Below are 24,038 nucleotides of genomic sequence, written 5' to 3'. Positions count from 1 at the left end.
CCGACGATGCCGTGCCGGCTGTCGGGACGGGCCCGTAGTGTCCCTGCCCATGACTTCGGGTCATGATCGTCAATCCGGCTCGGAACCGTCCTCCACCCTGCCCGGGATGTTGCGCGGGCATCGCCTGGCCGCCGGCCTCACCCAGGCCGAGTTGGCGGCGCGTGCCGGCATCGGCGTACGGACGGTCCGCGACCTGGAACGGGGCCGCTCCGCGCGGCCACAGCGCACCACCGTCGAACTGCTCGCCGGCGCGCTCGGACTGGCCAGCGGGGACCGAGCCGCCTTCCTGGCCGCCGCCCGGGGAACCGGCGTGACGGCTGCACCCCCTGATCCGGGTACGCCGCTGCACATACCGCCGCCGCCCGAGCTGATCGGCCGGGAACCGGACCTGGCCGAACTGGTCACGACGCTGACCGATCCGCGCGGCCCCCGGCTGGTGAGCCTGGTGGGGCTGGCTGGGGTCGGCAAGACGGCACTCGCGCTGGCGGCGGTACACGCCGTCGCCGCCGCCCACCCCGGCGGCACCGCCGGTGTGCTGGTGGGGACCGGATCGGATGTTCCCGACGTGCTCGCCGCCGCGGTGACGGTCCTCGGTGCGGCCCGGGTGGCCGAGTTGGCCGCCCGCCTCGGTGACCGGCCGGCGTTGCTGCTGGTGGACGCGGCCGAACGGGCACCCGACCCGGTGGCCGGGACGTTGCGACGGCTGCTCGACACGGTGCCGTCGCTGCGGGTACTGGTCACCGGTCGGCACCCGGTGGGGCTGCCGGGTGAACGGGTCCGCCCGGTGTCACCACTGGATGTGCCGCCGCCCGGTGTCACCGACCCGGCGGCGCTCGCCGGATATCCGGCGGTGGCGCTGTTCACCGCGCGGCTGGCCCAGGTCCGGCCGGAGCCACCGTCGGATGACGAGCTGCCGGCGCTCGCCGCGCTGGTCCGGCGGCTGGGTGGGCTGCCGTTGGCCATCGAGCTGATGGCGGCGCGTGGGCGGCTGCTCGACCTCACCGAACTGTTCGACCGCTACGGGGACCGCGTCCTGGATCTGGACACCTCGGTGGCGCCCCCCAGCGGCTGGGCGGCGGGCCAGTCCCGGGGCGACGACGCGCGGGCGGCGGTGGTGGAGACGCTGCGGGACGCGGTGGCAACCAGCTACCGGCTGCTCGCGGACGAGGAACGGATGGCGTTGCGCCGGCTCGCCGCGTTCCGCAACCGTTGGTCCGTCGAGTTGGCCGAGGAGATGCTCGCCGATACCGGCACCGCCGATCCGGTACCTCTGCTGAACCGCTTCCTCGACCTGGGGCTGCTGAGCGTACGCGGCGGTGGGCCGTTCCGTTTCCGGCTGGTCGACGCGGTCCGCGACTACGCCGTCGAGCAGGCTGCCGGTGCCGGCGAATCGACCGCGATCCGCCGCCGGCATGCCCGGGTGGTCACCCGGCTGGTGGAACGCACCGCACCCGGGTTGGCCGGTGCCGCTGCCACCGCCGCCGCACACCGGCTCGACGAGGTCACCGCCGACATCAGCGCCGCGCTCGGGTTTGCGGCGGTGGACGATCCGCTGACCGCGTTGCGCCTGGCGGCCAGCCTGCCGTCGTGGTGGCGACTGCGCGGGCGGGACGTGCCGGGCCGGCAGTGGCTGCTGCGGTTGCTCGCCGATCCGCGTACCGCCGACGCTGATCCGGCGCTGCGGGCCTGGGCGTCGCTCGGCGTCGCACTGCTTGCCGACGAGCACGGCGCGGCGGGTGAGGAGGTACGCAGCGCTCGCGTGGCGCTGGAGGCGTTCCGCCGCCTCAACGACGTACCCGGCGAGGTGGAGGCGCGCATGGTGCTGGGCGCCCTGCTGGCCGCTACCGGCCGGACGGATCAGGCGCGGGACCAGGCGGAGACGGTGCTGGCAGTGGCCACCGACGGTGGGCTGACCCGTCAGATGGCGGTCGCCCAGCATCACCTCGCGTGGCACGAGATCCGCGTCGGCGAACTCGCTGCCGCGCGTCGTCGGCTCGCCACCGTGGACCGGCTCAGCGGGCAGTGCGGGGAGCGGCGCCTGCGGGTGCTGGCTCGCGGCACGGTCGCGGAGGTGTTGCGCCTGGAAGGCCGGTACGCCGAGGCGGTCGACGAGGCGCGGCGGGTGCTCAGCGCTCTCGCCGACCTGAGCCCGCCGGGGCAGCGGCGGCGGGTGCTCGGCACGCTGGGGCTGGCGCTCGCCCAGGACGGCCGGGCCGTCGAGGCTGCCCGGGTGCTCGTCGAACTGCGCCCGCTGGGCGCCACCGGCGCGCTGGTCGAGGGGCACCTTGCCCTGCACCGGGGTGATCGGGAGGTGGCCGCGGAGTGGTTCGCCGCTGCAGCGGAGACGGTCGGGGCGGACCGGACCCGTCGGACGGTGGTGGAGGCGCTGGTCGGCCTGGCTGTGAGCACCTCGGATCCGACCGTGCTCGAACGGCTGGACCTGGTCTGCCGGGAAACCGGCATCCGGCTGTTGCGGCCCGAGGAGGAGTTGCTGTACGCGTTGTCCGTGGCCCGGAGCGAGACGCTTGCGGACACTACCGCCGAGCGCGACCGGCCGGGCCAACGGCCCGGCCGGCCAGCGATGCGAACGGGGGTGGCGCGGGCGAGGAAGCCCCCTGTTGCCACCCCTCGCTCATCGCCCGCGCCGGCACCCCCCGATGCGCCCCCGCTGAAGCGAGAGTAGCCAGGCGGCGCCAGACCAACTGTCGGGTTTGACGAACTATCGACCATTGGTCGACCAGTTCTGCCGGTCTTTCTGCCGGTGTCCGTCACGCTCGGCTGGATTGCCTGACACGGAGAGTTCTCCGGCGGGGCGGGGTCGGCCGGACGGTTGGGCGAGGCCGCGACGATCGTTCCGCCGCAAGCATCAGCACGGTTCGGCCGCCTCGTCGGAGTCACCGTTGCTGCCGGCAGTGGCGCAGGGGTTGACGGCATCGCGTACCCGACGTAGACCGTCGAGCACGGCCTCCAGCGCCGACGGGTCGAGCTGGCCGGTGAACCAGTCCTCGATGAGCTGCAGGTGGCCGGGCAGGCACGCGTCGAGCCGGCTCAACCCGGCCGGCGTGACGACCGCGAACGAACTGCGCCGGTCGGAGTGGCAGGCACGCCGGGTGAGCAGGCCGTCGCGTTCCATCCGGTCCACCACCCGGGTGACACCACTGGTGGAGAGGGAGGTCTGGGCGGCGAGGTCGGTCATCCGGAGCTGGGCACCGGGCGATCGGGCGAGTCGGGTCAACACCTCGAACTCGACCGGTGACAGCCCGTGCTCGTCGAGTTGGGCCGCGAATCTGGCGGACAACCCGGCGTGCACCTCGAAGAGCAGGCCGACAGCGGTGATCCGAGGGTCGTCGAACACGTTCGGGTTCACCAGCCCATCATACCAGTATTTGACACGGGGAATGTTGCTTGATGTATAGTTGTTTACACAGCAGTTGTGCAAGCAATCAATCTCTTGAAGGGCAGTCTTTCATGACCAGCAGCACCGAGTCGGTTACCCGCGACTGGAACGGCCTGACCATCCCGACGGCCGGCACCTACCTGCTCGATGCGGCGCACAAGCGGGTCGGCTTCGTCGCCCGCCACATGATGGTCAGCAAGGTGCGCGGTGACTTCGCCGACGCCAGCGCGACCATCACCATCGCCGAGGAGCCCCTCCAGTCGTCGGTCACCGCCACCATCCAGGCGGCCAGCATCAACACCGCGCAGGCCGACCGGGACGCGCACCTGCGCAGCCCGGAGTTCCTCGACGTGGAGAAGTTCGCCACCCTGGAGTACCGCAGCACGGGGGTGAAGTCCCACGAGGGCAACGAGTTCGTCCTCGCCGGTGAGCTCACCATCAAGGACGTGACCCGCCCGGTCGACCTGAAGGTCGAGTTCGAGGGCGTCGGCCGCAGCCCGTTCGGTCAGGACATCTTCGGCTTCTCGGCCACGGCCGAGATCGACCGCGAGGATTTCGGCCTGACCTGGAACGTCGCCCTGGAGTCGGGCGGTGTCCTGGTCGGCAAGAAGATCAAGATCGAGATCGAGGGCGAAGCCATCCGCCAGGCCTGATTCTCGTACGCCCCCCGACCGGCCCGCGCCCCGCACGGGCCGGTCGGCCGTTCTCCGACCGCGCCGGCCCCCGCGGTCGTCCCGGCGGCGCGATGTGAATTGTCACAGCTTGGCCGCCGGTCGACCCGCTGGCCTGCCCTCTCGGGCTGGGTAGAGATGCTGGCAGAGGCGCCGACCCGGTCGGTCGGGGTTCCGCTGGCCAACCGGGTGGGCTGCGACAATGGACCGGCCTTCCGGGCCGATCGGTTCGGCGCTTTTACCGAGTATGGTTCACACTGCGCTGCGGAGCGGAGATCGTTCCGTCGCGTCGCGCGCCGGGAGGAAACATGGGCAGGGACGTCGACCGAGCCGCCTTCTCCCGTGAGGACCGGGTCCGGTACCGGCAGAAGGTCCGCCGCTGTCTGGACGTCTTCGCGCTGATGCTGGACGACTTCGGGTTCGATGCCGACCGGCCGATGACCGGGTTGGAGATCGAGCTCAACCTGGTGGACCCGAACGCCGAACCCGCCATGCGCAACGACGAGATCCTCGCTGCCATCGCCGATCCGCTGTTCCAGACCGAGCTGGGACGCTTCAACCTCGAGTTGAACGCGAACCCGCGGCTCATCGAGGGCAGGGGATTCGCCGACTACGAGCGTGATCTGACCGGCAGTCTGACCCGGGCGAACGACCGGGCAGCCCGGTCGGACACCCGGATCGTCCTGGTCGGCATCCTGCCCACGCTGACCGAGCGTCATCTGGTGGCGGACAACCTCTCCACCAACGAGCGGTACCGGGTGCTCAACGACCAGATCGTCGGTGCCCGGGGCGAGGACATCGAACTCGACATCCGCGGCGTCGAGCGGCTGCGTACGCACACCGACTCGATCGCGCCGGAGGCGGCGTGCACCAGCCTCCAGTTCCATCTTCAGGTCGCACCGGACAGCTTCGCGGACTACTGGAACGCCTCACAGGCGATCTCGGCGGCGCAGGTGGCGATGGGCGCCAACTCGCCGTTCCTGTACGGACGGCAGCTCTGGGCGGAAACCCGGATCGCACTGTTCGAGCAGGCCACCGACACCCGGCCGGACGAGTTGAAGGCCCAGGGGGTACGCCCCCGGGTGTGGTTCGGTGAGCGCTGGATCACCTCGATCTTCGATCTCTTCGAGGAGAACGTCCGCTACTTCCCGCCGTTGCTGCCGATCTGCGAGACAGAGGACCCGGTGGAGGTCCTGCACGCCGGCGGGGTACCCGAGTTGGCCGAGCTGCGGCTGCACAACGGCACGGTCTACCGGTGGAACCGGCCGGTCTACGACATCATGGACGGCCGCCCGCACCTGCGGGTGGAGAACCGCGTACTGCCCGCCGGGCCGACCGTCGTCGACATGCTGGCCAACGCCGCCTTCTACTTCGGTCTGGTCCGTGGTCTGGCCGAGGCCGACCGGCCGATCTGGAGTCAGCTCACCTTCAGCTCAGCCGAGGAGAACTTCCACGCCGCGGCCCGACGCGGGATGGACGCCATCCTGCACTGGCCGCGGCTCGGCGAGGTGCCGGTAACCACGCTGGTGCTCGACGTGCTGCTGCCGATCGCCTCGGCGGGACTCGACGGCTTCGGGGTGGCCCCGGCCGAACGTGACCGCCTGCTCGGCATCATCGAGCAGCGCTGCCGTACCGGCCGTAACGGGGCGGCCTGGCAGACCGCCACGGTCTGGGCCGCCGAGCGGCACCGCAACCTGGATCGCCACGCCGCCCTGCGCCACATGTTGCAGCGCTACGCGGAGTTGCAGCGCACCAACGAGCCGGTGCACAGCTGGCCGATCGGCTGATCGCCCTGTTTGTCCCTGTGGCCCCATGAGGGCCTGTCAGCCCTGTTCGTCGCCGTCAGCGGGGCGTGCGGTGTCGGCATCGGCCGTCCCGGTGGTGCTGGCCGACTCCGTGGTCCGGGTGGCCTTTGCCGCTGGCTTGCGGCTCCTCGCCCCGCGAGTGGCTGGTGCGGCGGGTACCGGCGCCGAGGACGAGGACGCGGGTGTGCGCCGACGACCGGCGCTGCCGGTAGCGGTGCCGCCGGCACCCGGGCCGGTGGGCGTGGCGGGATCGGTGCGTACGGCTGGGGTGTCGACTGCGGTGACCGGATCGGTGCCGGGCGTGTCGTGGTCGCCGGTGCGCTGGCGGGGCACGGCGGTGGCTGCGCCGGGGTCGGGCCTGCTCGTCGCGCGCCGGGCCGAACGCTGGGCGAGCGCCGCGACCAGGACGGAACCGCCGATGCCGACTATCACCGCGTACGGGGCGATCAGGTGGGCGGACACCTGCTCCGGGCTGATCGCGGTAAGCCTCGGCACAGCCAGGAAGTACGCGACCGCCACCAGCAGCGGGCCGGCCGCACCCGAGGCGGTGGCACCGACCCGGCGGTCGGCGTCGCGGACACCCGCCCGGGCGGCCAGCGCGCCGATCAGCAGCGCCGACCCGAGCGAGAGGACGGCCCCGGGCCAGTAGAAGTAGTCCCGGATCCAGAACTGGTCGCTGCCTGAACTGAGCTGCCAGATGCCGAGCTGTGCGGTGGTCAGGCCGCGACCGGCGAGCACCGAGTCGACCACGGCGACCACGGCGAGCAGCCACAACCAGCCGGCCGTGGCGATGATGTTGGTGGCCGCCGCCCGGCAGCGCAGCGCCCAGAGCGCGACCAGCGCACCGACCAGGACGCCGAGCGCCGCGTACGCGGCGGCCATGTCCCGGGGGGACGGCGTGTCCGGCACCACCGCGACCCGGGCCGGTACGGCGACCAGCAGCACCGTGATCAGTGCGCCCAGCGCGGCGGCGCCGGACAGGGCACCCCACCACAGGCTGCCCCCGTCCCGCCGGCCGGCACCGGGACCCTGCGCCGGGCTGGCGGCGACAAAGCGTCGATCGTGCAGCCGCTGGGCGCAGACCGCACCGAAGATGGTCGAGGTGGCCGCGATCCAGGTGGCCCAGATCAGGCTCGCCACCCAGGTCGCCGTGCTGGCGGTGGTCTCGGCCGGTGCCCAGTTGAGGATGCCCAGGCCGTAGCCGAATCCCAGTTGGGCCGCCCCGGCACCGGCCGCCACGCCGGCCGCGGTGGCGATCGATCCTCCCCAGCCCACTCTGGCCATGCCGGGCAGCGTAACGTCCTGTGCTCGGTGCGGCGAGTCGTGCGCCGTACCAGACGGCGAACGGTGACGGACAGTGCTTGGCATCGGCGGATACGGTCGCCGGTGATAGGGCGGTGGGGCGGTATGAACGACGGGACCACGGACGGGCGGTCGGGGCGCGGTGACGCCGGCCCGGACCGCAGGCTGATCATCGGTGGCGGCCTAGCGGCGGTGCTGCTCGCGATCATCGGAGCGACCGGCGGCTGGGTGCTGGCCGGTGACCGGAAGCCGACAACGCCCCTGTCCGCTGATGCGACCGGTGGCCCTACCCCCAGCGCCCAACCCACCACCTCGCCGCCGCGCAGCCGGCCGACCCCGGCCGCCAAGCCGAGCAGTGCGGCGCCGGCCCAGCCGACCGGGCTCACCGTGCCGGACCTTGTCGGGATGGACTTCGAGGAGGCCCGGGAGGAGCTGCGGGACCGGGGACTGGGCTGGCGGTTCGTCTTCGGCAGGGGAAACAGCTCCAGCGTGCGCAGCACCAACCCGGAGGCGGGTACGCCGGTGAAGCGCGGCATCACCGTCGTGGTCAACGTGGCCGGGGCGGCCCCGCCGAACGAGGTGCCGGACCTGATCGGGGACGACTGCAGCGACGCGAAAGACCGCCTCGTCGACGACGGTTTCTCGCCTCGCTACCCGACCGGGAAGTCCGGGACGGTCACCGCCCAGGATCCTCCTGACGGCACCATGCGGCAGTGGAACGACATCGTCTCCATCTGGTGCGGCACCGCCTAAAACTGGATCTTGGGCTGGGGTCCTCCCGGATCCGGGCCTCTGCTCAGGTGACACGCATCCGACGCCACAGGTTGAGGGTGATCAGGGCGGTGGAGCAGTAGGTTGACCGTCGAGGGCCTCGATGCCCGCCCGGCTGGCGGAAGGGGACGTGCGATGAGCGACGACCGCCAGGAGCCCCCCGACGACCAGACCCGCCCGTGGCCACCGGCCGCTGCCGGGCACCCCGAGACCGCGCCGACCGGGCGCACGCCGGACGAGACGGCGCCGTTGGGGCGTACGCCGGGATCCGGCAAACCGGAGGCGACCGCACCGTTGCCGCCGACGCAGCGGTCGGGGCCGGCGGCATGGTCGGGGCGCGCGGAGGTGCCGTCGATCCGGCCGGGCAACGACCGCGAACTGGCGGACGGAGACTGGTACGGCGACGAGCAGCCGGACCGTCCCTGGTGGTTGCCGATCCTCTGGGGAATCGTCCTGCTGCTCCTGCTCGGCCTGATCGGTGTGGGGGTGTGGCTGGCGCGCCAGGCCGTGGACGACGACGGGCCGGCTCCGCAGCAGCCGACAGCGGCACCCCCGACCATCCGATCGGCCTCGCCGACTCCGCGCTCGCCCTCGCCCGCGCCGACGACCAGCGCCGCTGCGGTGCGACTGCCGCTGCCGCCACTGGTCGGTTACTCGGAGGCCGCGGCGCGGGCGGTGCTGGACCAACTGGGCCTCGACCACCGGGTGGAGTACCGCCCGTCGGAGGAGCCGGCGGGCACCGTCATCGCCACCGATCCGGAGGCGGGTGAGCTGGTCGAGGTCGGCGACGAGATCACGCTGGTGGTTGCCGAGGCCAGTGCGAGCCCGTCGCCGACGACGGGTGCGCCGACCACCGAGCCGCCCGCCACGGTGAGCCCCACCGGGTGAGCGCTCCGATTCACCAACCGCGGCGTCTGGTGCCGACGAGCCCCAGGCCGGCGAGCGAGATCGCCAGCCCGAAGATGCCCGACCAGAACAGCGAACGTCTGACCTCGTCGGGTGTGTGCTGCTCACCGGTCGCGTGGTCGGTGCCCGCCGATTCGTCATCCGACGGGAGAGGAGAGGCGTACCCGGCGGTCGGCTCGCCGGCCGCCCTCCCGACCGGGGCGCCGGGCGCGAACTCGTCCCAGGCGCCGCCGGTCCCGTCCGGCTCGAGCGGATCGCTCTCCACCACAGTGATCTCCGGAGCCGGCAGCGGCTCGGCCAGCCGGGTGGACGACAGGGCGGGATCGCGGACCAGTACCACCAGGATGGTGGCACCGAGCAGTGCCAGGAGTCCGAAGGAGTGGATGATACGGGACCGATGGGGCCACCGCGCGGACAGATTGACCATGGCCATCCCAGGTTCGAGGTCCTGGACGCGCGGGGTGGAGACGTGCCGGGGCGGGCACACCGATTCTATGGCGTCGGTATGCCCGCCGGCGGCCGTTCGTGATGCTCAGGCCACCCGCATCGAGCCTCGGGCGGGCGCCCGACGAGCCGAGCGCACGGTGTGCGGACGCGGCTGCCCAGCGGCCTGCAACTGCCGTAGCCCGGCCCGCTGGACGAAGATCGAGCGCCGGTTGACCGCGTCCCCCGCCGCGTTCAACTCGTAGCCTTCGAGCCAGACCCAGCCGTCGTAGGTCGGCCGGTCGAGCACTCGGATCACCCGGAACAAAATGGGTCTGCGGAACTGGACGCTCGCCGCGCGTGTCACGTGCAGTACGTCACCGGAGCGGGGAAGCACATGGGCTCCTGAAGGGTTCGGCCGGCTCAACGGCCGGCGAGGTTGTCGGGGGATTTCCTCCGGCGAACGAGGTCGTGTCTCGTGGGCCGGTACGTGCGGCTTTGCCCGGCGAGCCCGGAATCCGCTGGTGGCGTACCGGTGCCCGACCGCGCGGACTGCACCGTCCCGAACCCCTGATGATCACGTGGAGAGACAGGGTGGGGACGGTGCGTGACCCGGGTCATGCGGACAGACTGCATCAGGGACGTGCTTTGTGCAAGTTGCAGGTCGCTGTTTGCCAAGATGTGAGCGGCTCGCGCGAAACGGCGCTTGTACGTGCCACCGCCTGGACGGCACACTGAGGGCCGTTCTGCCCGTCGCGGCCGGGTCGAACCGGTTCCACCCAACTGCCGCGAACGCCCGCCGCCCAATAGTCGCGCCCTAGGCGGGGTGGTGAGAACGGCGCGTCGAGGCGGAGAGGTGACACCGTGAGCGAGCGGCGCAGCCCGACCATCCGGCGGCGCCGGCTCGGCGCGGAGCTGCGCCGCCGGCGCGAAGCGGCCGGGATCACCATCGAGGCCGTTGCCGAGCACTTGGAGTGCTCGGCATCGAAGATCTCCCGGATCGAGACCGGCCACACCACCGCGACGCCCCGCGACGTCCGGGACATGCTCGGGATCTACGGGGTGGTGGGCCCCGAGAGCGACGAGTTGGTGCAGATCGCCCGCGAGGCGCGACAGAAGGGCTGGTGGCATCCGTACAGCACGGTGCTGGTCGGGGCGTACGTGGGCTTGGAGGCTGCGGCGAGTTCGATCCGCGCGTGGGAGCAGCAGGTCGTTCCCGGGCTGCTGGAGACCGAGGACTACGCCACCGCGATGATCCGCGCCGCCCGCCCCGACTTCACCACTGAGCAGGTGCGGCAACGGGTGCGTGTCCGACTCGGGCGCCAGTCGTTGTTGACCCAGGATGATCCGGTCGATCTATGGGTGGTGCTCGATGAGGCGGTGATGTGCCGTCCGGTTGGCGGGGAAGCGGTGATGCGTGACCAACTGCGCCGACTGGTGGAGGTGGCCCAGATGCCGAACGTGACGCTACAGATCCTGCCGTTCGAGGTGGGGGCGCACGCCGGCATGGACGGCACCTTCACGATCCTCAGCTTCCCCGAAGCCGGTGATCCGGATGTCGTGTACGCGGAGAACGCCACGGGTGGGCTCTTCCTGGAGAAGAGCGACGAACTACAGAAGTACAGCTTCATCTTCGATCACATTCGAGCAGCGGCCATGCGTCCGGAGGAGTCCGTCGGATACATCGCGAAACTGGCAGAGGAGCCGTTGTGGAAATGGCCGCGAAAGCATTCCCCGTCGACCTGACGCAGGCGAACTGGTTCAAGAGCTCGAAGAGCGGGCCGAACTGCGACAACTGCGTGGAGGTGGCCTACGTGACCGGAGCGGTCGGAGTCCGGGACTCGAAAGACAAGGCAGGTCCGGCCCTGGTCTTCGCCCCGGGTGACTGGCACGCCTTCGTCACCAGCACTCGGGACGGCGCCTTCGGCCGGGGCTGACTCCCGGGGCAGCGCTGCAGGGTCCCCGTCCGGCGTGGCCGGGCGGGGACCCGTGCGTCCGCCGAGGACCGGCGCACGGCCCGGCCGCGCGCGATCCGTCGCCCCGCCGTCGCCACAACGTGCCCGTCTCGTTGTACCTGTCGGTACGCGCTGGTCGACATCCCCCCGAGCAGGGCGGGTAACCGAACGAGGCAGGCGAGACGATGACGAGTATCGGGTCAGAGAACCTCACCAACGGGCCGGGAAAGCCGGAGCGGTTCGGTGGCAAGTACCGCGGCGCCCGCCGGGACACCGTGTTGACCGAGGTGGTGTCGACGGAGACCGAGCCGACCGGCCGGGACAGCGCGGTGGCGACCGAGGCGGCCACGCCGCCGCTCACCCTGCCGTCGCTGGACCCCAACCCGCTCACCGAACCGTCGTTCCCGGCGTCCGGCTGGTCGACCACGGACAGCGGCTCCCTCGTGGATCACCCGCTGCTGCGGGGCCTGATGATGGAGTTGCCCCCCAGGGGCAGCGTGCCGCCCCCGGGCTGGCTGGACCGCTGGTTCGAGGCGACCCGGGCGATCCTGGAGCTGCTATACGTGCAGGACGCCGGCCGGACGCGCTGAGGCCGGCGACCGCTCCGGCATGGCCCGCTCGGCGAGCCGATTGTGACGCAGCGCGTGCCGTACGCCGATGGCCCCGACGCCCAGCGCCCCGACGGTGATGGCGGGCCCGATCGCCCCGGGACCGACGAATTGGCCGGCGCCGCTCGCCGCGATCAGGCCCGGCAACAGAGCCAACCCGGTCACCTGCAACGGCAGCCCGATCAGCGGGTGTGCGGCTGTGGCTCGCAACCCGTGCGGCGCCGGTGTCCGGGGTGTGACGGCCAGCGCGCCCGCCCCGGCGCGAAGCCGGTGCAACCTGCGTACGGTGCAGAACGCCACCACCAGCGCCGGAATCGCGGCCAGCGTGAGGCCACTCGCGGCTCGATCCGCCAGGGTCGCGCCGGCGGTGGCCAGGCCGGCGACCGGCAGAGCCACCGTCAGGCCGAGCCCGGCCAGGGTCAGCGCGAGCAACCAGCCGGCGTGCCGGCGGAGCCCGCGGGCGTAGGTCATCCGGGGCAACCTGTCGGCGAGGTAGCCGGCGACCCACCACACGGCGACGACCGGGAGCAGGAGGGCGAGATGGCTCTGCATGCCTCTCAGCCTTGCCCGATTCACCGTCCGTCGAATCGGGCCCATCCCCCCGTTCGTCCCGTACCCGTTCCCCCTAGGGGAACCATCGCGTCAGTGTTATGGGGAATCCAACATGTTCATCTTTCTCCACGCGTCCGACTACCCTCATTTTGATCGGCATTCATCGATGAGCCTGTCACGAGCGGGTGGACGATCGGTGCCGGTCGGAGGGAGGTAGGAAGATGGCTCTTCCACACAGGTCCGTACTCGTCGCGGTGGCCACGCTGGCCATGGTGGCGGCGGCGACGCCCGCCATGGCCGCCGAGCCGGTCGGCACGATCCGCAGTGCCGGCGGCACCACAGCCATCGAGGGCAGCTACATCGTCGTGTTCAAGGACAGCGAGGTCAGTCGCAGCACAGTCGGCTCCTCGGTGGACCGGCTGCTGCGCCGGCACGGTGGCGCGACGGCCCGCACGTACAGCGCTGCCGTCCGCGGCGCCGAACTGCGGGTCAGCGCCAGGGCGGCAGCCCGGATCGCCGCCGACCCCGCCGTGGCGTACGTCGAGCAGAACCACACCGTGTCGATCGCCGCCACCCAATCGAACCCGCCGTCCTGGGGGCTGGACCGAATCGACCAGCGCAACCTGCCGTTGAACAACTCCTACACGTACCCCAACACGGCCGCGAACGTGACCTCGTACATCATCGACACCGGCATCCGGACCACCCACTCGGACTTCGGTGGTCGAGCGATCTGGGGCACGAACACGGTCGACTCCAACAACACCGACTGCAACGGTCACGGCACCCACGTCGCCGGCACGGTCGGTGGCTCGGCGTACGGCGTGGCGAAGGGCAGCCGGCTGGTGGCGGTGAAGGTGCTCAACTGCTCCGGCAGCGGCACCAACGCCGGGGTCATCGCCGGCATCGACTGGGTCACCGCGAACGCGGTCAAGCCTGCCGTCGCCAACATGAGCCTCGGCGGCGGGGCGAACACCGCAGTCGACAACGCCATCGTCAACTCGATCAACTCCGGCGTCACGTACGCGGTCGCCGCCGGCAACGGCAACCTGTTCGGCCAGCGGCAGAACGCCTGCAACTACTCGCCGGCCCGCGCCGAGCCGGCGATCACCGTCGGCGCCATCCAGAACAACGACGCCGCGGCGAGCTTCTCCAACTACGGCACCTGCGTGGACATCCTGGCCCCGGGCGTGAGCATCACCTCGGCCTGGCACACCAACGACACCGCGACGAACACCATCAGCGGCACCTCGATGGCCTCGCCGCACGTCGCCGGAGTGGCAGCGCTGGTGCTCTCGACCAACCCGTCGTGGACCCCGCTGCAGGTACGCAACCACCTGGTCGACACGGCCACCCCGAACGTGGCCACCAACGTGGGCACCGGCACCCCGAACCGGCTGCTCCACGTGGTCAACGGCGACACCCCACCGCCGGCCAACGACTTCTCAGTCTCGGTGTCCCCGACCTCCGGCTCCACCTCACCGGGCGGCTCGGTGACCACCACCGTGGCCACCGCCACCACCAACGGCTCCGCCCAGTCGGTGAGCCTGTCGGCCAGCGGCCTGCCGTCCGGGGCGACCGCCTCGTTCAGCCCGGCCACGGTCACCTCGGGCGGGTCGTCGACGCTGACCATCGGCACCACGGCCAGTACCCCGGCCGGCACGTACACCGTGACGGTGACGGGCACCGCGGCCTCCGGCGCGAAGACCGCGACCTACTCATTGACGGTGACCGGCAGCGGCAGCGGTGGCTGCACCGGGACCAACGGCACCGACGTGACGATCCCGGACGCCGGCTCGGCTGTGACCAGCTCGATCACCATCTCCGGCTGCAACCGGAACGCCTCGTCGACCTCGACCGTGGCGGTGAACATCGTGCACACCTACCGCGGCGATCTGGTCATCGACCTGCTCGCCCCGGACGGCTCGTCGTACCGGCTGAAGAACAACAACATCTTCGACAGCGCGGACAACGTGAACGCCACCTACCAGGTGAACCTGTCCAGCGAGGCGGCGAACGGCACCTGGCGGTTGCAGGTGCGCGACGCCTACGCCGGTGACACTGGCTACCTCAACACGTGGACGCTGACCCTCTGACATCGGCACCGGGCCCCCGACAGCGGAGTCGGGGGCCCGGTGGCGAGATCCGTGGTCAGACTGCGAACCCGGCCGGCCGTTCGGTGGCCGGCGCGGGCGGCCGGGCCTTCCACAGCCCGGTCTTCTGCGCGAACAACCGGCCCAGGTACGCGGGGTTGAGGATCACGTAGCGCCGCCACAGCCGCTTCGGCTCCAGACCCAGCCGCCAGAACCACTCCAGCCCGGCGCGCTGCATCCACGGCGGCGGCTGGCGCAGCAGCCCGGCGTGGTAGTCGAAGGCGGCACCGACCGCCATCAGCGGCATGTCCAGCAGCGGACGCATCGCGTACGCGAAGATCTCCTGGCGGGGGCAGCCCAGCCCGACCAGGACGAGCCGGGCCCCGCTGGCCTTGATCCGGTCGGCGATCTCGGCGTCCTCACCCGGCCGTACGGCGCGGAACTTCGACGCCTCCACCCCCGCGATCTTCAAAGCGGGGAACATCCGCTCCAGCGCCGGGATCAGCCGCGCGAGGGTCTCCTCCGTCGAGCCGTAGAGGTAGACCGGCAGCCCCTCGTCGGCGAAGCGGGAGAGCACGTGCAGAGTCAGCGTCGGTCCGTAGACCCGGTCGGTGAGCCCGGCGCCGTGCAACAGGTTGAGCGCCCAGCGCACCGGCTGGCCGTCCGGGGTCACCACGTCGAACGAATTGAGCCGGGCGTTGTGCGCCCGATCCAGCACCCCGGTCATCACGCCGTGTACGGCGAGCGCGGTCAGCGCCAGCGGCCGACGCTCCTGTGCGGCGGCCACCACCTGCTCGGTGGCCTCTGCGTAGTCGGTGGCGTCGACCAGAACGCCGAGGACATTCCGCTTTCTCACGCTGCCGGCACCCACTTGTCCATGTTGGCCTCGTAGATCTCACGCATGATCATTGGTACGTCGTAGACCTGCTTCCAGTCCGGGTAGTCGGCCTGGAACGCCTCGTTGGAGCCGATCCACCACTTGTGGTCGCCGATCCGGTTGGCCTCCACGTACTCGGTGACCATCTCCTGGCCGGTGATCTGCTCGGCCAGCGCGAAGGCCTCCCGGTTCGAGACGTTGGAGTGCCGGCCGCCGCCCAGGTTGTAGACCGCCGCCGAGCGCGGGTTGCGGAAGAACGCCTCGAACGCGGAGACCACGTCCGAGCTGTGAATCGCGTCCCGGACCTGCTTGCCCTGATAGCCGAAGATCTTGTACGTCCGGCGCTCCATGTTGGCGCGCATCACGTAGCCCAGGAAACCGTGCAGCTCAGTCGCGGAATGGGCCGGCCCGGTCAGCGTCCCGCCCCGGAAGCAGGCCGTCCGCATGCCGAAGTACCGGCCGTACTCCTGCACCATCACGTCCGCGGCGACCTTTGAGGCGCCGAAGATCGAGTGCAGGCAGGCGTCGATCGACATGTCCTCGCGGATGCCCTGCTCGTACGGGTGGCCCGGCTCGATCTCCCACCGGGTCTCGAGCTCCACCAGGGGCAGGCTGTTCGGCCGGTCGCCGTAGACCTTGTTGGTCGAACAGTGGATGACCGCTGCCTCGATGCAGTGCTCGCGGACGTTCTGCAGCACGTTGAGGGTGCCGGCGGCGTTCACGTCGAAGTCGGTGAACGGATCGCGTACCGCCCAGTCGTGCGAGGGCTGCGCGGCGGTGTGGATCACCACAGCCACGTCCCTGGCGTACCGCTTGAACAGGTCGCCGAGCGCGGTTCGGTCGCGGATGTCGATGCTGTGGTGCGAGTACGCCCCACCCAGTTCGTCGGTCAGTCGGCGGACGTTCCAGGCGGTGGAGGCCTCCTCGCCGAAGAACTCCTGCCGCATGTCGTTGTCGATGCCGACGACGTCGAGACCGAGGCCGGCGAAGTGCCGGACCGCCTCGGAGCCGATCAGCCCGCCCGAACCGGTCACGAATGCGACACTCACGAGCCACTCCTGGTGCGTCAGAGGCAGAAACCATCGGAGCATAGCCTGACGTCCGAAACGCTCCGATACGGTGCGAGGGCCCCGCGTCGCCGCGGAGCCCTCGTCTGTGGTGGGGAAGGGGGGAGTTGAACCCCCACGCCCTTTCGGGCACACGGACCTGAACCGTGCGCGTCTGCCATTCCGCCACTTCCCCGTGGCTCGACCGTCGGACTGCGTAGCCCGTGCCGTTGCCCGCTGTGGCCAGCGGACCTCGGCCATGTTACGCGGCCCCGGTCATCACCGCGAATGGCATTCGCTGCGGACAGCGGTTACCGTTCGTGGCGGACGAAAGAGTAGCACGAGGATCGCCGAGCCTCCGAACGGGCTGTGGCCTGCTGGCAGAGCGGCGTATGAGCTGCGTGCGCTCTGGACCGATACCATCATGTCCTCGGGACCCGAGGAGGAGCCGGTGAGCGTGCTGCAACGCTTCGAGAAGCGTCTGGAAGGCCTGGTCGAAGGGGCCTTCGCCAAGGTCTTCAAAGGGGTCGTGCACCCCGTGGAGATCCTCAACGCCATGCAGCGGGAGGCCGAGGCGCACAAGGCCATCCTGGCTGGTGGGCGCACGTTGGTGCCCAACCGTTACGTGATCGATCTCTCGCCGTACGACCATAGTCGCTTGGCGCCGTACGCCGCCGCGCTGGCTCAGGAACTGGCTCAGTCGCAGGCGGAGTTCATCGGTGAGCAGGCCTGGACGGTCTACGGCGACGTGATCGTCGAGATCGAGCGGGGCGAAGGGCTGGACACCGGCATGTTCCGGGTCACCGCCGAGGTCTACACCGGTGGCGAGGTCGCCCCGGTCTCGGCGCCCGGCTACGACGCCGGCCCGCCCGGTTACCCCGCCTACGACCAGGGTGGCGGCTACGGCCCGCCGCCGGGTCACGGCGGCGGGCGCAACGTCCGACTGGTCTCCGGTGACGGCCGCACCTACCCCCTGCAGATGGGCTCGACCGTGATCGGTCGGGGCGACCAGGCCAACCTGCGCCTGCCGGACGTCGGCATCTCCCGACGGCACGCCCGTCTGGACTTCGACGGCGGCCAGGTCGTGCTGACCGACCTCGGCTCGACCAACGGCACCATGGTCAACGGTCAGCGGGTCTCCGCCGTGGCGCTGAACCCCGGCGACATGATCCAGCTCGGCACCACCACCCTGACCTTCCGCGTGGACGGCTGACCCGCCTTGCCGGAACTCGTCATCACCGTCGCCCGGTTCGGATTCCTCATCCTGCTGTGGATTTTCGTGTTCACGGTGGTCGGTGTCATCCGCCGGGACCTCTTCGCGGGGGCCCGCTCAGGCCGGCTGGTGGCCGCGCCCCGCACGGTGGGTGCGTCGACCGGTCAGGCGACCGCGAGGCCGGCGAAGGTGAAGCGAGGGCGGGCGGCGCACCAGTTGGTGGTGACCGCAGGCCAGCTTGCCGGCACCCGGATCACTCTGGGTGAGGCGCAGATAACCATCGGTCGTGCCGAGGATTCCACGCTCGTCATCACTGACGACTATGCCTCCGCGCGACACGCCCGGCTCGTGCCGCGCGACGGACAATGGTTCGTCGAGGACCTCGGTTCGACTAACGGGACGTACCTGGATCGCGCTAAGGTCACCGGACCGACCCCCGTCCCCCTCGGCGTGCCGATCCGGATCGGCCGCACCTCTCTCGAATTACGGCCATGACTCTGACCCTGCGCTATGCGGCCCACAGCGACCGCGGTCTGATCCGAGACGGAAATCAGGATTCCGTCTACGCCGGGCCGCGGCTACTCGCCGTCGCCGACGGCATGGGCGGCATGGCCGCCGGTGACGTCGCCAGCAACATCGTCATCGGCGCCATGGCGCCACTGGACGAGGACGTCCCCGGCGACGCCCTGGTCGACGCGCTCCGATCTGCGGTGGGCACCGCCAACCAGCAGCTCCGCGAGACCGTGGACGCCAACCCGCAGCTGGAGGGGATGGGCACCACGCTCACCGCGACCCTTTTCTCCGGCAGCAAGCTGGGCATGGTCCACATCGGCGACTCGCGGGCCTACCTGCTGCGTGACGGCGAGTTCGCGCAGATCACCAAGGACGACACCTACGTCCAGATGCTCGTCGACGAGGGCCGGATCAGCCCGGAGGAGGCGAGTAGCCATCCGCAGCGCTCGCTGCTCACCCGGGCCCTGGACGGCCGCGACATCGACCCGGAGTACTCGGTCCGCCAGGTGCTGACCGGCGACCGCTACCTGATCTGCTCCGACGGCCTCTCCGGGGTGGTCAGCGCGGAGACCATCGCCGAGACCATGCGTGAGTACGCCGACCCGCAGCAGTGCGTCGAGCGGCTCGTCCAACTCGCCCTACGCGGCGGCGGCCCGGACAACATCACCGTGATCATCGCCGACGCGACCGACCGCGACATCGTCGAGGCCGCTCCGATCGTCGGCGGCGCGGCCGCGCGCGATCGGGGCATGGCGACCTCGGCCGACGGCTCCACGCCCGCCGCCCGAGCCTCGGCGCTCTCCGCCCCCCGTCCGGCCACCCCGGAGGAGCCGGCCGGCAACGACGACGAGCCGGAGGCGCGCCGCCGCCCGCTGCGCGCGCTCGCGATGACGACCGCCCTGATGGTGATCGTCGGCGGCGGAGTCTTCGTCGGGTGGAGCTACACCCAGCGGCAGTACTACGTCGGCGCGACGGAGGACGGCCAGGTAGCCGTGTTCCGCGGGATACAGGGCCAGATCGCGGGCATGGATCTCTCGACCGTGCACTCGAAGAGCAGCGCCCAACTGGACGATCTCACCCTCGCCGCCCAGGAGCAGGTCAAGCAGGGCATACCAGCCAAGAACGAGCCGGATGCGAAACGCCGAATGGCGGAGCTGACGCTGGACAGCCCGACCAACGTCAACCTCAAGCCGATCTGCCCGCCCACTCCCGGCCCGACGTCGAGCCCCACCCCCACGGCCCAGCTGCCATCCGCGGGGCCGAGCGCTCCGGCCGCTTCGCCGAGCGCTCCGGCCGCTTCGCCGAGCGCTCCGGCCGGTCTGCCGAGCGCGGTGGTCAGCGTCGCACCATCGCCCAACGGCGGATCGGTGGCTCCGCCGGCCAGTACGCCGGACGCCCCGCCCGCCGACACCTTCACGCCCACGGTCGACCCGGCGGCCTGCCGGTCGCCCGAGTAGGCGCCGGCTACCGAACCGAGGACGATCGTGACCGCAGCGGCCACCCCGGCAACCTCGCCCGCGACTGCTGGCGAGCGATCCGGCGTGCGCCTGGCCCGATCCCGGCGCAACGCCGAGCTGTCGCTGCTGTTGCTGGCGATGGCGCTGGTCGCCGCGTACGGCGCGATGGTCGAGGCGAAGGTGCTCGACACGGTCACACCCACCTTCTGGGTGCCGGCCGCCGCGCTCACCGCGGTGTTCCTCGGCATGCACCTGGTGATCCGATTCCTGGCACCCTTCGCCGACCCGGCCCTGCTGCCGGCGGTGGCCCTGCTCAACGGGCTCGGCGTCGGCTTCCTGCACCGGCTGGACCTGGCCAACGCGGCGCCCGCCGAGCGGGCGGAACTGGCCACCTTCGCCGGCACTGGTGGCCGGCAACTGGCCTGGACGCTGATATCGGTGATCCTCGCCGCCGGGTTGCTGGCCCTGATGCGCGACCACCGGTCGATTTCCCGGTACGCGTACACCCTGGGCCTGGCGGGCATCGTGCTGGTCATGCTGCCGGCGGTGCTGCCACGCAGCATGTCCGAGATCAACGGCGCCAAGCTGTGGGTACGCATCGGTGGCTTCACCATCCAGCCCGGTGAGTTCGCGAAGCTCGCCCTGCTGGTCTTCTTCGCCTACTACCTGGTCCGCAAGCGCGAGGTGCTGTCGCTGGCCAGCCACCGGTTCCTCGGCATCGACTTCCCGCGCGGGCGGGACCTCGGCCCGGTGCTCGTGGTCTGGGTGATCAGCCTGCTGGTCCTCGTCTTCGAGAAGGACCTGGGCACCTCGCTGCTCTACTTCGGCATGTTCGTGGCCACGGTCTACATCGCCACCGAACGGGTCAGCTGGCTGCTCATCGGCCTGGTCCTCTTCTTCGGCGGCGCCTATCTCGCGTACGTGCTGGGTAGCACGGTGGGGGGACCGTTCCTCAACTTCTACCACCGGGCCGAGATCTGGCTGGATCCGTTCGCCGATCCCTATGACCGGGGCTACCAGCTCGTGCAGGGGTTGCTCGCGCTGGGCACCGGCGGGCTGTTCGGGGCCGGGCCGGGTGGTGGCCAGCCGCTGCTGCTGCCCGAGGTGCAGAACGACTTCATCTTCGCCGGCATCGGTGAGGAGATCGGCCTGTTCGGCCTCTCCGCGCTGCTGATGATCTACCTGCTGATCGTCGAACGGGGCCTGCGGGCCGCGCTGGCGGTGCGGGACTCGTTCGGCAAACTGCTCGCCGGCGGTCTGGCGTTCACCCTCGCACTCCAGGTCTTCGTGATCGTCGGCGGGATCAGCAAGCTGATCCCGCTCACCGGCCAGACCACGCCGTTCCTCTCCGCCGGCGGCTCGTCGCTGATGGCGAACTGGCTGATCATCGCGGTGCTGCTGCGGGTCTCCGACGCCGGGCGTCGCCCGGTCAGCGGGGTCGGCGGCAAGGTGAGCCGCCCCGCCGGCGGCCCGCCCGAGCAGCTGCACGGTGCTCCCACGGAGGTGATCAGGCCGTGAACGCACCCCTGCGCCGGGTCGGTGTCGTGGTCATCGTCCTGTTCGGCCTGCTCTTCGCGAACCTGAACTGGATCCAGGCCTACAAGGCCGACGAATACCGCACCAGCGACTACAACGGTCGGGTCCAGGTCGCCAAGTACGACCGTAAGCGGGGCAACATCGAGGCGGGCGGCACCGCCCTGGCGGTCAGCAAGGAGACCGACGGGGAGCTGAAATACCTGCGTACCTACCCGGGCGGCGCAAAGTACGCCCATGTGCTCGGGTACGAGCCGGTCAACGGCTCGGCCACCGGCCTGGAGCGGTCCGAGAACGACTTTCTCGCCGGCACCAGCGACCAGCTCATCGTCAACCGGCTGCGGGACATGGTCACCGGCGACCGGACCGCCGGCGGTAACGTGCTGCTCACCCTCTCGAAGCGGGCCCAGGACGTCGCGTACGACCAGCTGCGCAACAACAACCGGGGGGCGAACAAGGGCGCCGCGATCGCCCTCGACCCGCGTACCGGTGCCGTGCAGGCGTTGGTTTCCATGCCCAGCTTCGACCCGAATCCGCTGTCCAGCCACAGCCGGAACGAGGCGAAGGCGGCGTACAACAAGCTGGAGCAGGACCGTAACCGTCCGCTGCGGAACCGGGCGCTGGCCGAGGTGCTGCCCCCGGGCTCCACCTTCAAGATCGTGGTGGCCGCTGCGGCGCTGGAGAACGGGATCGGCAAGGACACCAACATCTCGGCCGGCCCGAGCTACACCCCGCCCACCTCCGGCCAGCCGATCACCAACGCCGCGCCGTCGATCTGCCCGCAGTCGGAGGTGACCCTGATGAAGGCGGTCACCGACTCCTGCAACACCGGCTTCGCCAAGCTCGGCGTGCAGCTCGGCCCCGACGTGATCAAGAAGAAGGCCCAGGAGTTCGGCTTCGAGCAGGAGGACCTGACGGTCGGCCGGCTCGGTGAGGGCGGTCATTCCGTCGCCGCCAGCCGTACCGGCAGCATGGAGAACCCGGACGGCGGTGCCGACCCGGCGGCGCTGGCCCAGTCCTCCATCGGGCAACGGGACGTGCGGATGACCCCGCTGGAGGGGGCCATGATCGCGGCGGCGGTCGCCAACAACGGCAGCCAGATGCGTCCCTACCTGGTGCGCCAGCTGCTTGCGCCGGACCGCACCACGGTCTACGACACCGCAAAGCCCGGCGAACTGCGCCGGCCGGTCAGCGGCCAGGTCGCCGCGGACCTGCGGGACATGATGGTCAGCGTGGTGCGCAACGGCACCGGCCGCAACGCGCAGATCAGCGGCTACACCGTGGGTGGCAAGACCGGTACCGCTCAGTCGGCGCCGGACCGGCCCGACCACGGCTGGTTCATCGGCTTCGCGCTCGATTCCGACGGCAATCCGGTCTCTGCGGTCTGCGTGGTGCTGGAGGAGGCCGGCAGCGGCGGCAGCGCCGAGGCCGCCCGGATCGCGGGGCAGATCATGCGGGCCGTCATCGCCGAGCCCGGGGGTCGCTGACATGCTCAGTCCCGGAGTGCAGCTCGGTAACCGGTACCGCCTCGACGAGCGGATCGCCAGCGGCGGCATGGGCGACGTGTGGCGCGGCACCGACCAGGTGCTCGGCCGTACGGTGGCGGTCAAGAGCCTGCTCCCGGCGTTGCTGGACGAGCCGGGGTTCGCCGAGCGGTTCCGGGGCGAGGCCCGCACCATGGCGACGATCAACCACCCGGGCGTGGTCGACGTCTACGACTTCGGCAACGACCAGCACATCGCCTTCCTGATCATGGAGTACGTCGAGGGTGACCCGCTGTCGGCCACCCTCAGCCGGGTTGGCCGGCTCACCCCGGCCCGGACCATGGCGCTGGTCGCGCAGGCCGCCGACGCGTTGCACGCCGCCCACGTCAAGGGCATCGTGCACCGCGACGTGAAGCCCGGCAACCTGCTGGTCCGCCCCAACGGGACGCTGGTGCTGACCGACTTCGGCATCGCCCGCTCCGAGCTCGTCGGGCAGCTCACCGCGGCCGGCTCGGTGCTCGGCACCGCTTCGTACATCTCGCCGGAGCAGGCGACCGGTCAGGTCGCCACCCCCGCCTCTGACGTCTACGCCCTCGGTGTGGTCGCCTACCAGTGCCTCGCCGGGCGCCGGCCGTTCGAGGGCGACAACCCCCTCGACATCGCCATGCGGCACGTCCGGGAGACCCCCAGGCCGCTGCCCTCCGACATTCCGCCCCAGGTCTGCGCGCTCGTCGAGCGGGCGATGGCCAAGGACCCGAAGGACCGTTGGCAGAGCGCCGCGGTCCTCGCCGGGGCGGCCCGGCAGTTGAAGGCGGCGCTGTCCCGGCAGGCCCGGGGGGGCGCTGGCCAGGCCGCGCCGATCTCGGCCGCGCCGGCATCGCCGGCCCCCGGCCGGGCCGCGCCGATCTCGGCCGCGCCAGCGTCTCCCGCTCCCGGCCGGGCTCAGGTGCCGCCGCGCGCCGCACCGCTGGTCAGCCCGGCCGCGCCGGTGGCGCCACACCGGCCGGCCACGGCACCGCCGCCGAACCGTCCGCCGGTGGCGCAGCCACTGAACCGTCCGCCGGTGGCGCAGCCGCCGCGCCCTACGGTGGTCGCTCCGGCGGCAGCCGGTTATCCACGCGGCGCGGCCACGGTCCCGTCGGCCTACTCCCCGCAGCCCACTTCGTCACGGAATGCGCCCAAGCGGTCGCGATCCGGAATGGTGTTCCTGGTCATCGTGCTGGGCGTACTGGTCGTGGTCTGCTCCGGCGTGGTTTCCTACAAACTGCGGAACAGCCTCAATGTCATGCCGGGCGGGGTATCCGTGTCGGCGGTGACCTCTGAGGCGCTGCGGCCGGACGGACGAGACGACCCGGCCGGCACGGCGTACCGTCGACTGGATCAGCTCCGACCGGACGGCGACGAGACGATCACGAGCGAAGGACGATAGACG

At 71.0% G+C, this 24,038-nt stretch carries 21 protein-coding genes, 1 tRNA gene and 1 pseudogene; 15 read left to right on the top strand and 8 right to left on the bottom strand.

Features of this window, described 5'->3' with window-relative positions; genetic code table 11:
* Positions 1 to 49: 49 nt before the first annotated feature.
* Positions 50 to 2,500, top strand: a pseudogene (locus Vqi01_RS14590) (ATP-binding protein); the annotation flags it as partial.
* A 366-nt stretch (positions 2,501 to 2,866) separates the two neighbouring features.
* On the opposite strand, the gene Vqi01_RS14585 reads toward Vqi01_RS14590, so the two are convergent.
* Positions 2,867 to 3,367, bottom strand: a complete 501-nt coding sequence (locus Vqi01_RS14585; RefSeq protein ID WP_204035325.1) for a MarR family winged helix-turn-helix transcriptional regulator — start codon at positions 3,365 to 3,367, stop codon at positions 2,867 to 2,869.
* Between the two features lie 101 nt (positions 3,368 to 3,468).
* Between Vqi01_RS14585 and Vqi01_RS14580 the strand changes: the two genes are divergently transcribed.
* Both Vqi01_RS14580 and Vqi01_RS14575 read left to right on the top strand, forming a co-directional pair.
* Entirely contained in the window at positions 3,469 to 4,050 is a 582-nt protein-coding gene (locus Vqi01_RS14580) for a YceI family protein (protein WP_204035324.1), read from the top strand.
* 326 nt (positions 4,051 to 4,376) lie between these two features.
* Positions 4,377 to 5,855: a glutamate-cysteine ligase family protein gene (locus tag Vqi01_RS14575; RefSeq protein ID WP_204035323.1), complete on the top strand. Its 1,479-nt coding sequence runs from the start codon at positions 4,377 to 4,379 to the stop codon at positions 5,853 to 5,855.
* A gap of 36 nt (positions 5,856 to 5,891) precedes the next feature.
* Here Vqi01_RS14575 and Vqi01_RS14570 read toward each other — a convergent pair whose 3' ends face one another.
* Entirely contained in the window at positions 5,892 to 7,157 is a 1,266-nt protein-coding gene (locus Vqi01_RS14570) for a hypothetical protein (protein ID WP_204035322.1), read from the bottom strand.
* 123 nt (positions 7,158 to 7,280) lie between these two features.
* Between Vqi01_RS14570 and Vqi01_RS14565 the strand changes: the two genes are divergently transcribed.
* Positions 7,281 to 7,928 carry a PASTA domain-containing protein gene (locus tag Vqi01_RS14565; protein WP_204035321.1) on the top strand — a complete coding sequence of 216 codons (648 nt, stop codon included), beginning with the start codon at positions 7,281 to 7,283 and terminating at the stop codon, positions 7,926 to 7,928.
* 153 nt (positions 7,929 to 8,081) lie between these two features.
* Entirely contained in the window at positions 8,082 to 8,834 is a 753-nt protein-coding gene (locus tag Vqi01_RS14560; RefSeq protein WP_204035320.1) for a PASTA domain-containing protein, read from the top strand.
* A 10-nt stretch (positions 8,835 to 8,844) separates the two neighbouring features.
* Here Vqi01_RS14560 and Vqi01_RS14555 read toward each other — a convergent pair whose 3' ends face one another.
* Positions 8,845 to 9,285: a hypothetical protein gene (locus tag Vqi01_RS14555; protein WP_204035319.1), complete on the bottom strand. Its 441-nt coding sequence runs from the start codon at positions 9,283 to 9,285 to the stop codon at positions 8,845 to 8,847.
* Positions 9,286 to 9,384: 99 nt separating this feature from the next.
* Positions 9,385 to 9,672: a hypothetical protein gene (locus tag Vqi01_RS14550; protein WP_204035318.1), complete on the bottom strand. Its 288-nt coding sequence runs from the start codon at positions 9,670 to 9,672 to the stop codon at positions 9,385 to 9,387.
* Between the two features lie 467 nt (positions 9,673 to 10,139).
* Between Vqi01_RS14550 and Vqi01_RS14545 the strand changes: the two genes are divergently transcribed.
* The 3 genes from Vqi01_RS14545 to Vqi01_RS14535 all read left to right on the top strand — a co-directional run bounded on the left by Vqi01_RS14545 (position 10,140) and on the right by Vqi01_RS14535 (position 11,820).
* The gene (locus tag Vqi01_RS14545) at positions 10,140 to 11,021 is read left to right on the top strand and encodes a helix-turn-helix domain-containing protein (protein ID WP_204035317.1); all 882 of its coding nucleotides are present in this window, start codon (positions 10,140 to 10,142) and stop codon (positions 11,019 to 11,021) included.
* Positions 10,991 to 11,212 (top strand): DUF397 domain-containing protein, encoded by a 222-nt coding sequence (locus tag Vqi01_RS14540; protein ID WP_204035316.1) that lies wholly within the window; start codon positions 10,991 to 10,993, stop codon positions 11,210 to 11,212. Before Vqi01_RS14545 ends, Vqi01_RS14540 begins: the two co-directional genes overlap by 31 nt.
* A gap of 203 nt (positions 11,213 to 11,415) precedes the next feature.
* Entirely contained in the window at positions 11,416 to 11,820 is a 405-nt protein-coding gene (locus Vqi01_RS14535) for a hypothetical protein (RefSeq protein ID WP_204035315.1), read from the top strand.
* Here the strand turns inward: Vqi01_RS14535 and Vqi01_RS14530 are convergent.
* Positions 11,788 to 12,390 (bottom strand): hypothetical protein, encoded by a 603-nt coding sequence (locus tag Vqi01_RS14530; protein ID WP_204035314.1) that lies wholly within the window; start codon positions 12,388 to 12,390, stop codon positions 11,788 to 11,790. The genes Vqi01_RS14535 and Vqi01_RS14530 overlap by 33 nt on opposite strands.
* A gap of 221 nt (positions 12,391 to 12,611) precedes the next feature.
* On the opposite strand from Vqi01_RS14530, the gene Vqi01_RS14525 reads away from it, so the two are divergent.
* Positions 12,612 to 14,486, top strand: coding sequence for a S8 family peptidase (locus tag Vqi01_RS14525; protein WP_204035313.1), 1,875 nt, complete (start codon positions 12,612 to 12,614; stop codon positions 14,484 to 14,486).
* 55 nt (positions 14,487 to 14,541) lie between these two features.
* On the opposite strand, the gene Vqi01_RS14520 is transcribed toward Vqi01_RS14525, so the two are convergent.
* The 3 genes from Vqi01_RS14520 to Vqi01_RS14510 form a co-directional block, all read right to left on the bottom strand.
* Complete coding sequence (locus Vqi01_RS14520; protein WP_372444359.1) at positions 14,542 to 15,339, bottom strand: WecB/TagA/CpsF family glycosyltransferase; 798 nt, start codon at positions 15,337 to 15,339, stop codon at positions 14,542 to 14,544.
* Complete coding sequence (locus Vqi01_RS14515; protein ID WP_204035311.1) at positions 15,336 to 16,451, bottom strand: NAD-dependent epimerase/dehydratase family protein; 1,116 nt, start codon at positions 16,449 to 16,451, stop codon at positions 15,336 to 15,338. Before Vqi01_RS14515 ends, Vqi01_RS14520 begins: the two co-directional genes overlap by 4 nt.
* A gap of 65 nt (positions 16,452 to 16,516) precedes the next feature.
* Positions 16,517 to 16,602, bottom strand: a tRNA-Leu gene (locus tag Vqi01_RS14510).
* A 255-nt stretch (positions 16,603 to 16,857) separates the two neighbouring features.
* On the opposite strand from Vqi01_RS14510, the gene Vqi01_RS14505 reads away from it, so the two are divergent.
* Genes Vqi01_RS14505 through Vqi01_RS14480 form a run of 6 tightly spaced genes read left to right on the top strand, consistent with a single transcriptional unit; the run spans position 16,858 to position 24,035 of the window.
* A complete protein-coding gene (locus tag Vqi01_RS14505; RefSeq protein ID WP_204035310.1) occupies positions 16,858 to 17,619 on the top strand; it encodes an FHA domain-containing protein in 762 nt (253 codons plus the stop codon).
* A 6-nt stretch (positions 17,620 to 17,625) separates the two neighbouring features.
* Positions 17,626 to 18,114, top strand: coding sequence for an FHA domain-containing protein FhaB/FipA (locus tag Vqi01_RS14500; protein ID WP_204035309.1), 489 nt, complete (start codon positions 17,626 to 17,628; stop codon positions 18,112 to 18,114).
* Positions 18,111 to 19,589, top strand: coding sequence for a PP2C family protein-serine/threonine phosphatase (locus Vqi01_RS14495; protein ID WP_204035308.1), 1,479 nt, complete (start codon positions 18,111 to 18,113; stop codon positions 19,587 to 19,589). Before Vqi01_RS14500 ends, Vqi01_RS14495 begins: the two co-directional genes overlap by 4 nt.
* A gap of 27 nt (positions 19,590 to 19,616) precedes the next feature.
* Positions 19,617 to 21,107, top strand: a complete 1,491-nt coding sequence (locus Vqi01_RS14490; RefSeq protein ID WP_204035307.1) for an FtsW/RodA/SpoVE family cell cycle protein — start codon at positions 19,617 to 19,619, stop codon at positions 21,105 to 21,107.
* Entirely contained in the window at positions 21,104 to 22,609 is a 1,506-nt protein-coding gene (locus Vqi01_RS14485) for a peptidoglycan D,D-transpeptidase FtsI family protein (RefSeq protein WP_204035306.1), read from the top strand. Before Vqi01_RS14490 ends, Vqi01_RS14485 begins: the two co-directional genes overlap by 4 nt.
* 1 nt (position 22,610) lies before the next feature.
* Positions 22,611 to 24,035 (top strand): serine/threonine-protein kinase, encoded by a 1,425-nt coding sequence (locus Vqi01_RS14480; RefSeq protein ID WP_204035305.1) that lies wholly within the window; start codon positions 22,611 to 22,613, stop codon positions 24,033 to 24,035.
* Positions 24,036 to 24,038 lie beyond the last annotated feature (3 nt).

It is taken from the genome of Micromonospora qiuiae, assembly GCF_016863555.1.
GTDB classification, from domain to species: domain Bacteria; phylum Actinomycetota; class Actinomycetes; order Mycobacteriales; family Micromonosporaceae; genus Micromonospora; species Micromonospora qiuiae.
Note: the sequence above shows the minus strand (reverse complement) of the source record. Positions and strands in the feature narration are given on the sequence as shown.